Origin of the sequence: Streptomyces sp. NPDC048338, from assembly GCF_043201055.1 — a bacterium.
In the GTDB taxonomy this organism is placed as follows: Bacteria; Actinomycetota; Actinomycetes; order Streptomycetales; family Streptomycetaceae; genus Streptomyces.
Window position 1 is genome coordinate 181673 of record NZ_JBICYQ010000001.1, and the last position, 14015, is coordinate 195687.

Genomic DNA, 14015 nt, shown 5'->3' on the forward strand with positions numbered 1-14015 from the left:
GGTGTCTCGTCGACCGGGCCGGGAGCCCGGGAAGATCGACAAGACACCGCCAGGTTTGAGGGGTCCGCCCTCGCGCCAGGGATGGGGGCATGTCCACACACGTGTCCGAAGAGGTGCGGGAGGCTCTCCACGAGGGCCGTCCCGTCGTCGCGCTCGAGTCCACGATCATCGCCCACGGCCTGCCCCGCCCGCGCAACCTCGCCGTGGCCCGGGAACTGGAGGCCCTCGTACGGGACGAGGGCGCCGTCCCCGCCACCGTCGCCGTGATCGACGGCACGGCCCACGTCGGCCTGGACCCGGCCCGGCTGGACCGGATCGCGGAGGATCCGGACGTCCGCAAGCTGGGACACCGCGACCTCGCGCCCGCGCTCGCGGCCGGCGCGACGGGTGCGACCACCGTCTCCGCGACGGCGTGGCTCGCCGACTCCGCCGGCCTGCGGGTCTTCGCGACCGGCGGGCTCGGCGGGGTGCACCGGGAGTGGACCCGGACGCAGGACGAGTCGGCGGACCTCCGGCTGCTGTCCCGGGTGGGGATCACGGTCGTCTGCGCGGGGGTCAAGTCGATCCTCGACGTCCCGGCGACCCTCCAGCGGCTGGAGACCCTGGGCGTGACGGTCCTCGGCTACGGCACGGACATGTTCCCCGGCTTCTACCTGGCGTCGTCGGGCGAGCCGGTCGACTGGACGGTGCGGACGCCGGAGGAGGTCGCCGGCGTGATGCGGGCCAGGGACGCACTGGGCGGGCCGACCGCCGCGCTGATCGTCGCCAATCCGGTCGCCGCGACCGACCAGCTCGATCCGGCGCTGCACGACCGCGTGCTGGCCCAGGGGCTGGCCGCCGCCGAGGAGAAGGGGATCACCGGCCAGGCCGTCACGCCCTTCCTGCTGGAATACCTGACGGTGCACACGGACGGCGCCTCCCTGGAGGCGAACCTGGCCGCGGTGCGCGGCAACGTACGGCTCGCGGCGCGGATCGCGACGGCCCGCGGCGACGCCGGGTGACGGGCCTGCTGGTCGTCGGGGACGTGGTCACCGATGTCGTCGCCCGGCACCGGAACCCGCCGACGCCCGCCACGGACACGGCGGCCGAGATCCGCACCCTGCCGGGCGGCGCCGGCGCCAACGCGGCCTGCTGGGCGGCCCGTTCGGGATGCGAGGACGTACGGCTGCTCGGCCGGACCGGGGACGACGCGGCCGACTGGCACGCCCGGGCGCTGCGCCGGGCCGGGGTCCGGCCGCTGCTGGTCACGGACCCGCACGCCGCGACGGCGACGGTGATCGCGCTGGTCGACGCGAGCGCCGAGCGGACCTTCCTGACCGACAGCGGCGCGGCCCTGCGCCTCTCCCCCGCCGACTGGTCCCCCGGACTCCTGGAAGGCGTGGCCCATCTGCACCTGTCCGGGTACCTCTTCTTCGCCGCGCCGAGCCGGGAGACGGCGCGGTGCGCGCTGCGGGACGCGCGGCGGGCGGGCATCCCGGTGAGCGTGGATCCCGCGTCGGCGGGTTTCCTGGCGCAGCTGGGGGCGGACCGGTTCCTGGCCGCGACGGAGGGCGCGGACGTGCTCCTCCCCAACGCCGACGAGGCCCGGCTGCTGACCGGGCTCGCCGAACCGGCCGCCGCGGCCGTGGTGTTGAGCCGGAGCTTCCCGCTGGTCGCCGTCACGCTGGGCGGGGCGGGGGCGCTGGTGGCCGAGGCGGGGGCGGTGACCGCCCGGGTCCCGGCGCCGGAGGTCCGGCCGGTCGACTCCACGGGCGCCGGCGACGCCTTCACGGGCGCCTTCCTCGCCGCCCGGCTGGCGGGGGCGGACGCGGTGGAGGCGGCCGAGGCAGGCTGCCGGGCGGGCGCGGAGGCGGTGACCGTGATCGGGGGGCGTCCGCCGTACGACGACAGGTAGGGGCTTCCCGCCGGGCCGCGTCACAGGACCCCTTCGCCCGCTCCTCAGGCCGCGTCGCCGCCGGTGAGGCCGGTCCAGGCGGGGTGGCGGGGGTCGTCGGCGCGCACGACCACGTCGGCGGCGTCGGACGGGCCGACCTCCTGCTCGTACCGCGCGAAGGCGGGCAGCGTCCAGGGTTCCTCCGTGCGCCGGGCGAGGGCGGCGGGCGACAGGCGGAGGTGGACGGTCAGGTCGAAGGGGAACCAGTGGCCGAGCAGGAAGGGGCCGTGCAGCAGCAGGACGCCTCCGCGTGGCAGGGTCACGTAGGGGCTCCGGGTGGCCCGGTCGGTCGCGGGGTCCCACAGGTCGGGCAGCACCCGTCCGCTGCCGCCGGCGTCCAGCGGGCCGAGGACCTCCCGCCAGAGGGCCCCGGTGTCGAACCAGCCGCCGTAGTACGCGTCGGGGTCCCGGCGCCCGTACTCGTAGCGCAGCGACGCCGGGCGCAGGAACCCGTCGGTGCCCACCACGAGCACGGACCGGCCGCGCAGCCGCAATGCGGCGGCGATCTGCCGGGCCGTCTCCGCGGTGGGGGCGGCGGGCGCACCGTCGATCCCGATCCTGAGCCAGTCGCCGCCGTCGCCGGGAACCGTCGCGTCGACGTGCGCCGCGACGGCGTCGGTCAGCTTCTCCCAGGTGATCGGCGTGAATCGCACCCCGCCATCATGCCGGTCGGTCGCCGCCGGGAGCGCGCGGGGGCGGCGGCGCGGTGCTGTGCGGGGGAGGGCGTCGGGCCCGCGGCCGGCGCCGGAGGTGCTAGGGGGTGTCTTGTCGATCAGGCCGGGTCGGTGAGCGGTGTGCTGGGGCTTCGGATCCAAGGCGGAGGAGAGAGGCATGGCGGAGCCATGCCGACCGACGACAACGCCGGAGACGGAGTCGCAGCACACCGCGAGCCCGGCAAGATCGGCAAGACACCCCCTAGCCCTGTGCGCAGGCGGGGGCCGGTTCGTCCACGGAGAGCGGGGCACCCTTCGGCAGCAGGTAGGTGACGTAGAGGACCACCGGCTCGGTGCCCAGGTTGCGTCCGATGTGGACGTGCTTGCGGCCGGCGGGCTCGATGAACGCCTGGCCGGCGGAGGTCTCCTCGACCGAGCAGTCGTCCAGGGTCCGGGTCAGCGTGCCGGACTGGACGACGGCGACGAGCTGACCGGGGTGGTGGTGCCAGCCGGTGGAACCGCCCGGCGCGACGGTGATGGTCCGGACGGTGACGTCGGTGTCACCGTGGGGCGGCTTGATCCTCAGCCTGCCGTCCGAGGTGCCCTTGGCGAGGACCGTGCCGCTGACACCGGTGCCGGGCGTGGCCAGCGCGGCGGACGGGACGACCGCCACCGCCGCGATCGTGCCGGCGGCGACCAGGCCCTTGCGCAGCCGTGCGCCGGGCCGTCTCCCGCGTATCTCCGTCTCCATGGAAATCCCCTCCCGCTTCGCTGAGCGGCCGTACGGTCGACGGCCGCCGAAAGAGCATCACGCTACCCGGATCACCCGCGCCCCGGACGGGATACGGGCCGGATGCGGGGACACGGGGCTGCGGGGTCCCGACCGGGCACGGGCCGCACGGGGCCTGCGGCGAGGGGTTCGGCCCGGACGGCGGCGGTCGGAGCGGCGGCGCCGACGGGGTGCGGGCCGAACGGTCGCCGGACCGGCGGAGTGGCGACGGCGGTCAGGCCGACGGAGCGGTGACGGGCACGAGTTCGGAGTCCCGTGCGCTGCCCGTGAACTCGGTGAACTCGGCGCGGCCCGTCGCGACGGCCTGGGCCAGGGTGAGTTCCCCGCTCGCCAGGGCCCGGCAGGTCGCCGTGTCCGTCCGCAGGTGCGCCTCGGCCGTCGCGGCCGGGCCGTCGCCGTACTCGGGGGCGCCGTCGCCTCCGACCCGCAGGTGGAACTCGCCCTCCGGCAGCGTCACCTGGACCACTCCCTCGGCCGTACCGGCCAGGGCGCGCAACAAGGGGACGGCGAACCAGTGCGCGCGGACGGCGTCGGTGGGCCGGGGTTCCTCCAGGGCCGTCGCACCCCAGGTCGCGAGGGCCTGCAGCACCGGGAGCAACGTCCTGCCGCGCGCGGTCAGTTCGTAGACGTAGGCCGGGCCGGGAGGCGGCAGGCGGCGCCGGGTGACGAGTTCGGCGCCCTCCATGTCCTTGAGCCGGCCGGCCAGCATGTCCGTGCTGACCCCGGGCAGATCGGCGTGCAGGTCGGTGTAGCGGCGCGGTCCGGCGAGGAGTTCACGGACGATCAGCAGCGTCCAGCGGTCGCCGACGGCGTCGAGGGCGCGGGCGGCGGCGCAGTACTGGTCATAGCTTCGGCGGCGTGGCATGCGACGAAGTCTAGACAAGTTGTTGGACTTTCCAAGCTTGAACTTGGTAAAACCAAGCATCAGTGTTTCTGGGGAGGTCGTCGCAATGGAGTTCCGGCAGTCGAGCAAGTTGAGCGAGGTCTGCTACGAGATCCGCGGTCCGGTGATCGAGCACGCCAACGCCCTGGAGGAGGCGGGTCACAGCGTCCTGCGCCTCAACACCGGCAACCCGGCCCTCTTCGGCTTCGAGGCGCCCGAGGAGATCGTCCAGGACATGATCCGGATGTTGCCACGCGCCCACGGCTACACCGACTCGCGCGGCATCCTCTCCGCCCGGCGGGCCGTCGCCCAGCGCTACCAGGCCCAGGGCCTGCCGGACGTCGACGTCGACGACGTGTTCCTCGGCAACGGCGTCTCCGAGCTGGTCTCCATGGCCGTCCAGGCGCTCCTGGAGGACGGCGACGAGATCCTGATCCCCGCCCCGGACTTCCCCCTGTGGACCGCCACCACCACCCTCGCGGGCGGCAAGGCGGTGCACTACCTGTGCGACGAGTCGGCCGACTGGTACCCGGACCTCGACGACATGGCCTCGAAGATCACCGACCGGACCCGGGCCGTCGTGATCATCAACCCCAACAACCCCACCGGCGCGGTCTATCCGCGCGAGATCGTCGAGGGCATCCTCGACCTCGCCCGCCGCCACCAGCTCATGGTGTTCGCCGACGAGATCTACGACCAGATCGTCTACGACGACGCCGTCCACCACACGGCCGCCGCACTCGCCCCCGACCTCGTCGTCCTCACCTTCTCCGGACTCTCCAAGACCTACCGGGTGGCGGGCTTCCGCTCCGGCTGGCTGGTCGTCAGCGGCCCCAGGCAGCACGCGAAGAGCTATCTGGAGGGGCTGACCATGCTCGCCTCGATGCGGCTGTGCCCCAACGCCCCTGCCCAGTACGCCATCCAGGCCGCGCTCGGCGGACGGCAGTCGATCCACGAGCTGACCGCCCCGGGCGGCAGGCTCCACGAGCAGCGCAACCGCGCGTGGGAGAAGCTCAACGAGATCCCGGGGGTGTCCTGCGTGAAGCCGAAGGGCGCGCTCTACGCCTTCCCCCGGCTCGACCCGAAGGTGCACCGGATCCACGACGACGAGAAGTTCGTCCTCGACCTGCTGCTGCGCGAGAAGATCCAGGTGGTGCAGGGCACCGGCTTCAACTGGCCGCGTCCCGACCACTTCCGCATCCTGACCCTGCCCTACGCCGACGACCTCGACGCGGCCATCAGCCGCATCGGCCGCTTCCTCGGCGGCTATCGCCAGTAGGGCGGCCCGTCGATCCTTCGAGGACGACGCGGCAGGTCCTCCGCGGCCCGCCGCGGCGGGCCCTTCGGGTGCGGGGCCATGCCCGGAAAAGGAGCGGGTCCGAGGGCGTAGCCTGCCCCCGGACCCTGTCGATGCCGCTCACGATCACACGCCGGCACACTTGAGGACCCGGGTCATTCGTCATTGCGTCGCGTCCTGCCGTTGGACCACCGCCGATCGAGCTCGGCGGACCAGATTCGAACTGGCATTTCGACGCACCAGGGCCCGGGCCCGGTCGATCCGGCGATGAGCGGCGAATGCTGAGTCTGGAGCAATAGTCTGAGATTGACCGCGGTCTGCCTCTGCCTGGTTGGGCCATCCCGGCAGGAAGTGCCGGGAGGAGGACTCGAACCTCCACTGGAACCGCGGATGTCACGACAAGGCTCAGCTTCAGCTTTGCGCTCCTCGCGCACCCCGGCCGCGCTGTGCGGCCGGGGAGTCTGTGGTGTCCCGGCTACCCGAAGAGGTAGCCGAAGACGGCGTCGCCGACCCGCTGGTCGGTGACCTCGGCGCTGTTCGCCTCCTCACGGGCGAACTTCACCGCCTGCTGGAGCTTCTCCACCCGCTCCAGGAGCTCGTTGACCCGGCGGGCCGGCAGGGCGCCGGAGAACTTCACCGTGGTCCAGTAACCGACCGGCACGTCCTCGTAGTAGACCTCGACCTGCGCCGGGTGCTTGTCGGTCGCCTCCGCCTTGACGTGGTTGCGCGGCACCTTCTTCGTGCGGACCGTCCGGACGACCTCGGTCTTCCACGCGTCGGTCGACGGGTCCTGCGTCCACGACTCGGCGGCGTCCAGCACCGGCAGCTTGCGGACGAAGGTGTTGATGTCCGTCAGCTGCTTCTCCAGGAAGAGCAGATAGGCGACGGGCGCCTGTCCGACGAGCACCCGCCCGTCGACCGTGATGTCGGCGCGCGCCTCGCAGTTCGCCCAGTCCTTGGTGGCCGTCACATCGAAGAGGCGGGTCAGCGCCCGCGCGGTGTCGCGCAGCACGTCCTCGGCCTTCACCTGCACCAGCGTCGACTCGGGCGGCAGCTGCTCGCCCTCCTCGTCCTTCGGCTGGTACGTACGGGAGATGCCGGCGAGCAACGCGGGCTTCTGCAGCCCGTGGTGTGCCGTCGTCAGGTCCTGGTGCGCCCGGGACTTGACGCCCTTCTCCACTGCGATGATCTGATTGAGTTTCGTTGCCACGTCGTCGACCTTAGGGCGGGGGCCCTCGTGGATCCATCGATTTTCCCGCCGGTCCGGACCGCGCCGGAGGCCCTTGCCGAGACGCCGGCCGCTCCCTCGTTCCGTGACACCACCCGGCTCGTGCGGGACACGACCGTGCCGTCCGGCGCCTCGCCCGCCCTTCGCTGAGGAGGACCGTCGTGGATCTCGTCGCGCCCGTGGTCGTCGAGCCGCTCAAGCGCCGCCGCTGTTCGGAGTGTCACCGCGGACCGCTGGAGCGGATGATCGTCGAGTTCAACGCCCCGGTCTGCCTGGACTGCGCGGACCTCGGCCACCTGGTGTTCCTCCGTCGCGGCGACACGGCCCTCACCCGCCGGGCCCGCGAGGGCTCCACGCTGTGGGCGGTGGTCGTACGGCACAACCGGCGGCGCACCCGGTACGAGCGGCAGGGCCTGCTCGTCGAGGAGGCGGCGCTCGCCCGCGCGGAGTCGGCCTGTCTGGCGGACGCGGAGGCGCGGGCTCGGCGCCGGGCACGGGACGCGGACCGCCGGGCACGGCACGACGCGGAGATCACGGCCGTCCTGGAGGCCGAGATCCTGCGTCTCTTTCCGTCCTGCCCGGCCGGGCGAGCCGCGGAGATCGCGGCGCACGCCAGCCGGAAGGGCAGCGGCCGGGTGGGACGTACGGCGGCCGGCCGGGCACTGGACCGGGGCGCGGTCACGGCCGCGGTGCGGGCTTCCGTACGGCATGTCGACACCGTGTACGACACGCTGCTGATGCGGGGCGTACCCCGCCACCAGGCCCGGGCGAGAGTGGCACCCGCCATCGAGGCGGTGCTCCGGGCCTGGCTCACGGAATGAGGCGGCGACGGCCTCAGGCCTCGCCGCCCATCCGGCGGGCGCGACGGTACATGAGCGCGCCCCCGAGCATCAGCGCTGCCGCGGCCGGGGCCGCGATGCCGGCCATGTCCGAGCCGGTGCTGGCGAGCGCGGCGGACTCGGCCTGCGGCGCGAGGCCCGGCACCTCGGTCTCGGTGGTGGGGACCGACGGGGGGGTCACCGTCTCCTTCGGCGGGGTCACCACGCGGGGCGTCTCGGGCTTGGCGGGGCCGTTGCCGTTGACCGCGGTGTTGCCGAAGGTCGGGTTGCCGATGCCGACGACGTTGACCGAGTTGCCGCTGAGGTTGACGGGGAGGTCGATCGGCAGCTGCAGGCCGTTGCCGGACAGCACGCCCGGGGAGTTGTGCGCCACGCCCTCGGCGGCGGAGCCGCCGCCGTTGGAGGCGCCCCCGCCGGCGTGTCCTCCGGCGTGACCGCCCGAGTGCCCGCCGGTGTGACCGCCCGAGTGCCCGCCGGTGTGACCGCCGGTGTGACCGCCGGTGTGACCGCCCGAGTGTCCCGCACGCGGCGTCGCGGGCTGGTCCTTGTGCGCCCGGCCACCGCCGTCTGAGCCGCCCGAGCGGTTCACACAGCCGTTGCCGAAGGCCGGGTTGAGCAGCCCGACGACGTTGACGGTGTTCCCGCACGCGTTGACCGGCACGTGCACCGGCAGCTGAACGGAGTTGCCGGAGATCACGCCGGGCGATCCGACAGCGGCGCCCTGTGCACCGGAGTCGGCGTGCGCGGCGCCCGCCGAGAGCGCGATCGCGCCACCCGTGACCATCAGTGTGGCCAGACCACTTCGGCGAATCTGCCTCATGGCTTCCTGCCTTCCGGAAGGTGTTCCGCGGGCATTCGCCCGCATCCGCAATAACGCCATCCGGACCCGGCGGGATCAGGCCGTCGGCGTGATTCACCCCATCGAGTGGGAATGCCGTCGAACGTACGTGGGCAGAATCGCGCCACACATCACGGCCGCCCTCGCATCCCACCGCTGTCCGGCCCGTGTTCCGGCGCCCTCGCCCCTCCCCGACCCGCGCGACGGCCCGCCCGGGCACAGGCACGCGGGGACGCCGGCCACAGGGCCCGCGAGACACCCGCGGCCCGCTCCTCCCCCGCTCCGGATCCCCCGCGTTTCCGTCGGCGGTCACCGGAAGCGGTACCCGACCGCCCCGTCAGCCGCCGAGAAGGTCGGTGAGAGCGCCCACGGGATCGGCGTCGGGCGTGCCGCGGGGCCACCAGTCCTCGCGATCGGCGTCGGACTCGTAGCCGTACCAGAGCCCGTCCCGGCCGAAGCGGAGCTGGAGCGACCGGGTGGAGAGCCGATTGCGCCAGGGACGGAACGACGGGAGGTCGGCGGCGAGCAGCGCGGGGCGGGCCCGGTCGAAGGGCCCGGCGGGCGGATCCCACGGCTCTTCCAGGACGCCGAGCCCGGCGAGGCCGCCCTGGCGCCACGCGGCCACCGCGCGGGCGAGGTCGGTGGGGGTGCGGTCGAGGGCGTGGCCCAGGTCGCGGTAGAGCGCGCGGGTCGACGCGGTGAGGCCGGAGCCGGGGTGCGCGGCGGCGAGGCGGACCGCGTCCTGCCACGGGGTGAGCGTGGCGACGGTGTCCTCACCGGTGACCAGGAAGGCGTGGGCCCGGGCGGCCGCCTCGGTGGCGAGGAGGTCCAGCACCAGCGGGTCGGGCGCGGCGGGGTCGGGCGGGTACGCGGGCGGGCGGCCCGGCCGGGGCGGCACCGGAAGCGGGTCGGGCAGGCGTGGCAGCGGCCTGCGCACGGCGTCGTCCTGGGGCGGGCCGAGCACGGCGCGGGCCGGGACCGTCGCCAGGGCGGGCGCCGCCGATCCCGCCTCGGCCGCCGACCGCGCCGCGTTGCGCCGGGTCAGCGCCGCGAGGATCTCCTGCTCGCCGCGTCCGCGCATCAGGAGGAGGACGAAGGGGTCCTCGTCGAGGAGGCGTGCGGCCTGGTAGCAGAGGGCGGCGGCGTGCTTGCAGGGGAAGCCGTCGTCCGGGCAGGAACAGTCCGGGATCAGGTCGCCGGGGGCGGGCAGCAGCCCCGCGACGGCTTCCAGGGCGTGCGGGACGTCCTTGTCGAGCAGGGCGGCGATGTGCTCGGGCCGGGCGGCGACCTCGTCCAGGAAGCTCTCCCAGCCGTCGTCCCCGAGGGTGCGCATCCGGATCTCGGTGCGGTACGGGCGGGGGCGGGTGCCATGGACGTAGGCGACGACCCGGCCGGGCGTGACCGTGATGGCGTCGACGTGACCGCGCCCGGCGTATGCCTTGCCCCGGGCCAGGCGGGCCGCGTCGAGGGCGGTGCCCTCCAGTGCGTCCACCCAGGCGTTGCCCCACCAGGTGCCGGCGAACCGCCCGTCCGGAGCCTCGCGCGGGGCGAGTTGCGGGAAGGTGCGGCGACGGTCGTCGTGGCGCGGGTCGAAGGTCCGGCCGGCCGGCCGGCGCCGGTTCATGACGGCCTCCTCAGGGAGACCAGGTCCGCCAGCTCCCGGTCGGTCAGTTCGGTCAGCGCGGCCTCGCCGGAGCCGAGGACGGCGTCGGCCAGGGCGCGCTTCGCCCTGAGCATCTCGGCGATGCTGTCCTCCACCGTGCCTTCGGCGATCAGCCGGTGGACCTGCACCGGCTGCGTCTGGCCGATGCGGTAGGCGCGGTCGGTGGCCTGTTCCTCGACCGCCGGGTTCCACCAGCGGTCGAAGTGGACGACGTGCCCTGCCCGGGTGAGGTTGAGTCCGGTGCCCGCCGCCTTCAGGGACAGCAGGAAGACGGGCACCTCGCCGTCCTGGAAGCGGTCCACCATCCGCTCGCGCTCCGCCACGGGCGTTCCCCCGTGCAGCAGTTGGGCGGGGACGCCCCGGGCGGCCAGGTGGTCGGCGAGGAGCCGGGCCATGGAGACGTACTGGGTGAAGACGAGCACGGAGCCGTCCTCGGCGAGGATCGTGTCGAGGAGTTCGTCGAGCAGGGCGAGCTTGCCCGAGCGGCCGGCGAGCCGGGCCGTGCCTCCGCCTCCCGGTGTCCGCTCCTTGAGGTACTGCGCGGGATGGTTGCAGATCTGCTTGAGCGACGTGAGCAGCTTCATGACGAGCCCGCGGCGGGCGATCCCCTCCGCACCCTCGATCTGCGCCATGGTCTCGCGGACCACGGCCTCGTACAGCGAGGCCTGTTCGCGGGTGAGGGGAACGGGGTGGTCGGACTCGGTCTTGGGCGGCAGCTCGGGGACGATGCCGGGGTCCGACTTGCGGCGGCGCAGCAGGAACGGCCGTACCAGGCGGGCGAGTCGCTCGACGGCCTCGTCGTTCTCGATCTCCTCGCTGTTCTCGACGGCGCGGGCGTGGCGGGAGCGGAACGCCTTCAGCGGACCGAGCAGGCCGGGGGTCGTCCAGTCGAGCAGCGCCCAGAGTTCGGAGAGGTTGTTCTCCACGGGGGTGCCGGTGAGGGCGACCCTGGCCGGTGCCGGGATCGTGCGCAGCGCCTTGGCCGTCGCGGAGAAGGGGTTCTTGACGTGCTGTGCCTCGTCGGCGACGACCATCCCCCACTCCTGCTCGGCGAGCCGGGGCGCGCTGGTGCGCAGGGTGCCGTAGGTGGTGAGGACGAAGCCGCCGTCGGGGCCGTCGCCGAGTCCGTCCAGCGAGCGGCCGGCGCCGTGGAAGCGGCGGACGGGGACGCCGGGCGCGAACCGCTGGACCTCGCGCTGCCAGTTGCCCAGGAGGGACGCGGGGCAGACGACCAGGGTCGGCGCGCGGCGCGCGCGGCGCAGGTGGAGGGCGATGAGGGTGACGGTCTTGCCCAGCCCCATGTCGTCGGCGAGGCAGCCGCCGAGGCCGAGCGAGGTCATCAGGTCGAGCCAGGCGAGGCCGCGGAGCTGGTAGTCGCGCAGGGTGGCGTTCAGTCCGGCCGGCGGTTCGGCGTGCTCGGGTCCGCCGACGAGCCGGTCGCGCAGGGTGGCGAGGGCGCCGACGGGCACGGCGGGGACGGTCTCGCCGTCCACCTCCGCGGTGCCGGTGAGGGCGACCGCGAGGGCGTCGACGGGCTCCAGCAGGCCGAGTTCGCGCTTGCGGGCCTTGCGGACGAGGTCGGGGTCGACGACCACCCACTGGTCGCGCAGGCGCACGATGGGCCGGTGGGCCTCGGCCAGGCCGTCCATCTCCCGCTCGGTGAGCGGGTCGCCGTCGAGGGCCAGCTGCCAGTTGAAGCGCAGCAGTTCCTCGCTGTCGAAGAACGCGGTGCCGTCGGTGGCGGAGCCGGGTGCGGTCAGGGCCGGCCGGACGACGGCGGAGGCGCTGAGCGAGCGGGCGAGCTCCCGGGGCCAGTGGACGGCGACCCCGGCGTCGGCCAGCCGGGCGGCCGCGGGGCCGAGCAGTTCGTACAACTCGTCCTCGGTGAGGGCGAGGGCGTCGGGGACGTCGCGCTCCAGGAGACGCCCGAGGGGCGGCCAGACGCGGGCGGCGCGGCGCAGGGCGAGGACGGCGTCGATGCGGGCCCGGGGTCCGAAGTGCTCGTCGCCGTCGCCCGCCCACAGCGCGGCGGCGTCGATGACCAGGGTGGGGTCGGCGAGGCTGTGCACCTGGAGGAGCGCCGCCGCGGCCTGCCGCTCGTCCCCGCCCTCCTCCGCGATGTCGAAGAGTTCGTAGCCGGCGAGGTCGAGGCGGAGCGAGACCCGGACTCCGGCGTCCATGCCGGCGGCGGCCTCCGCCGCCCAGGCCCGCGCGCGGGGCAGGTGCTGGGCCTCCCGGGCGGCGAACGGCGCGCCGGCCGCGTGCGCGGCGGCGGGGGTGCGGGGCAGGGTGTCGGCGACCGCGTCGAGGAAGGCCCGGACGAGCGCCTCGGGCTCGGGCAGCCGCAGCGGGCCGCGGCCGGGGACGGGCACGGCGTGGGCTTCGTAGGGCATGGCCGCCGCGACGGCGCGCAGGTGGGCGATGTCCTCCGCGTCCAGCGGGCCGGCCCGCCAGGCGTCGAGGTCGTCGGCGGTGAGTCCGGGCAGCAGCCTGCCCCGCGCGGCCAGCTGGAGGGCGTGCAGGGCGGCGGCGCCCCAGCAGGCGGTGGCGGGGTGGGCGGCCGGGTGGTGGCGGGCGGCGACGAGGTGGGGCAGGGCCTCGGCGACGGGGAGGAGCACGGCGGGCACGGTGCGGCCACGGGCCCCGGCGCCGTGCCGTCGTACGACGGTCAGCTCGGTCCGGGTCCCCTCCCCCGTTTCCTCGGGCAGCGGCGCGCCGTCGGGCGCCCAGAAGGCGACCCGGCCCTCGCGGGGAAGCGCGGCAGGCAGGAAGACGGCGGCACTGGTCCGCCAGCTGTGCGTCACCGCTGCCCACCTCCCGTTCCGCGACGGATTCCCACTGGATCTCCGACCTTACGGGTGGGGTCTGACAACCGGGTCCCCGCGGTGCTTCGCCCGGGCGGAGCAGCACCGGGTGCCGCGTCGCCCGGCAGACGGCATGGTGGCCAGGAACAGGGCTTCCGCCGCCTTCGCCCGACAGACGAGGATCCGCCATGTCCGTTCAACGGCGTCTCTGCACCGCAGCCGGGGCCGCACTCCTGACGCTCGCCGTCGCGGGCTGCTCCGGCCTGGGCCGCTCCGCGGTGGGCACCCTGACGTACGAGACCGAGCGTGACCTGGTCATCACGGTGACGAGTCCCTCGGTGAACGGCTGCCACCTGCTGGGGCCGGCGGGCACGCGGAAGGTCGAGAACCGGACGCTCAACGACATCCAGATGTACCGGACCCGCGACTGCACGGGTGGGGACCCCATCTACATCGCCACCAACACGACCAACGAGATCGCGCCGGACACCCTGCCCTGGCGCAGCTACAGCGTCGTGCACTGAGCGCGGACTCCACGCCGACGCGCCGCGCCCGGACCCCCGTCCCGGGCGCGGCGCGTCGTGGCGCGCGCGTGCTCAGGCACGCCGTCGCCGGACGAGCGCGAGGAGCTCCTCGTTGTGACGGCGGCGGGTCCGGGCGATGGCGACGAGGGGGACGGCCAGGATCAGCGGGGTCAGGGCGTTCTCCCCGTCGAAGACGGTCAGCTGGGTGACGAACGCGCCGATCATCAGGCCGGTCAGAGCGGTCGCCGCGGCGCTGGACAGGATCGGGACCAGCAGGGCGATGGCGCCGGCCAGTTCCAGGGCTCCGACCGTGTACATCAGCCAGTCGCCCCAGCCGATCCGGTCGAAGGACTCGGCCGCCGACCAGTGCCCCACCAGCTTGGGCCCGGCGCTCGGGACGGCGAAGAAGAGCGCGAGGACGATCTGGAGGACCCGCACGGTGACGTCGGCACGGCGGCCCGGACGGCGTGCGGTGGTGGCGGTCGTGTCGGCGGCGGTCCGGGTGGCGGTGGTCATGGCGGGGTCTCCCTGGGTCGGCGTCTGCTGCGGCGCTTTCACAGGGG

Annotated in this window: 13 protein-coding genes and 1 pseudogene; 5 read left to right on the plus strand and 9 right to left on the minus strand. The window is 74.4% G+C overall.

The features are described from left to right. The first annotated feature begins 89 nt into the window (after positions 1–89). Both ACGFZF_RS00865 and ACGFZF_RS00870 read left to right on the plus strand, forming a co-directional pair. Positions 90–1001: a pseudouridine-5'-phosphate glycosidase gene (locus ACGFZF_RS00865; RefSeq protein ID WP_393550271.1), complete on the plus strand. Its 912-nt coding sequence runs from the start codon at positions 90–92 to the stop codon at positions 999–1001. Further along, positions 998–1894, plus strand: coding sequence for a carbohydrate kinase family protein (locus ACGFZF_RS00870; RefSeq protein ID WP_393550273.1), 897 nt, complete (start codon positions 998–1000; stop codon positions 1892–1894). Before ACGFZF_RS00865 ends, ACGFZF_RS00870 begins: the two co-directional genes overlap by 4 nt. A gap of 44 nt (positions 1895–1938) precedes the next feature. On the opposite strand, the gene ACGFZF_RS00875 is transcribed toward ACGFZF_RS00870, so the two are convergent. From ACGFZF_RS00875 to ACGFZF_RS00885, 3 genes are all read right to left on the minus strand, one after another. Next, positions 1939–2586, minus strand: coding sequence for a uridine kinase (locus ACGFZF_RS00875; RefSeq protein ID WP_393550275.1), 648 nt, complete (start codon positions 2584–2586; stop codon positions 1939–1941). Between the two features lie 262 nt (positions 2587–2848). Continuing rightward, positions 2849–3337, minus strand: coding sequence for a cupin domain-containing protein (locus ACGFZF_RS00880; protein WP_393550277.1), 489 nt, complete (start codon positions 3335–3337; stop codon positions 2849–2851). A gap of 253 nt (positions 3338–3590) precedes the next feature. Beyond that, positions 3591–4241, minus strand: a complete 651-nt coding sequence (locus tag ACGFZF_RS00885; RefSeq protein ID WP_393550279.1) for a winged helix-turn-helix transcriptional regulator — start codon at positions 4239–4241, stop codon at positions 3591–3593. An 85-nt stretch (positions 4242–4326) separates the two neighbouring features. Between ACGFZF_RS00885 and ACGFZF_RS00890 the strand changes: the two genes are divergently transcribed. Beyond that, the gene (locus ACGFZF_RS00890) at positions 4327–5538 is read left to right on the plus strand and encodes a pyridoxal phosphate-dependent aminotransferase (protein WP_393550282.1); all 1212 of its coding nucleotides are present in this window, start codon (positions 4327–4329) and stop codon (positions 5536–5538) included. A 370-nt stretch (positions 5539–5908) separates the two neighbouring features. Here ACGFZF_RS00890 and ACGFZF_RS00895 read toward each other — a convergent pair. Then, positions 5909–5996, minus strand: a pseudogene (locus ACGFZF_RS00895). 35 nt (positions 5997–6031) lie between these two features. After that, a complete protein-coding gene (locus ACGFZF_RS00900) occupies positions 6032–6766 on the minus strand; it encodes a hypothetical protein (protein WP_393550284.1) in 735 nt (244 codons plus the stop codon). Positions 6767–6945: 179 nt separating this feature from the next. Here ACGFZF_RS00900 and ACGFZF_RS00905 point away from each other — a divergent pair, with 179 nt between their 5' ends. After that, positions 6946–7605 carry a DUF2293 domain-containing protein gene (locus ACGFZF_RS00905; protein ID WP_356608055.1) on the plus strand — a complete coding sequence of 220 codons (660 nt, stop codon included), beginning with the start codon at positions 6946–6948 and terminating at the stop codon, positions 7603–7605. Between the two features lie 13 nt (positions 7606–7618). Here the strand turns inward: ACGFZF_RS00905 and ACGFZF_RS00910 are convergent, their stop codons facing one another. The 3 genes from ACGFZF_RS00910 to ACGFZF_RS00920 all read right to left on the minus strand — a co-directional run bounded on the left by ACGFZF_RS00910 (position 7619) and on the right by ACGFZF_RS00920 (position 12928). Then, positions 7619–8443, minus strand: coding sequence for a chaplin (locus ACGFZF_RS00910; RefSeq protein ID WP_393550287.1), 825 nt, complete (start codon positions 8441–8443; stop codon positions 7619–7621). 355 nt (positions 8444–8798) lie between these two features. Beyond that, positions 8799–10085, minus strand: a complete 1287-nt coding sequence (locus ACGFZF_RS00915; protein ID WP_393550289.1) for an SWIM zinc finger family protein — start codon at positions 10083–10085, stop codon at positions 8799–8801. Then, positions 10082–12928, minus strand: coding sequence for a DEAD/DEAH box helicase (locus tag ACGFZF_RS00920; protein WP_393550291.1), 2847 nt, complete (start codon positions 12926–12928; stop codon positions 10082–10084). Before ACGFZF_RS00920 ends, ACGFZF_RS00915 begins: the two co-directional genes overlap by 4 nt. A gap of 188 nt (positions 12929–13116) precedes the next feature. Between ACGFZF_RS00920 and ACGFZF_RS00925 the strand changes: the two genes are divergently transcribed. Beyond that, a complete protein-coding gene (locus tag ACGFZF_RS00925; protein WP_393550293.1) occupies positions 13117–13452 on the plus strand; it encodes a hypothetical protein in 336 nt (111 codons plus the stop codon). A gap of 72 nt (positions 13453–13524) precedes the next feature. Here the strand turns inward: ACGFZF_RS00925 and ACGFZF_RS00930 are convergent, their stop codons facing one another. Beyond that, entirely contained in the window at positions 13525–13968 is a 444-nt protein-coding gene (locus ACGFZF_RS00930; protein WP_393550295.1) for a DoxX family protein, read from the minus strand. Between the last annotated feature and the right edge of the window lie 47 nt (positions 13969–14015).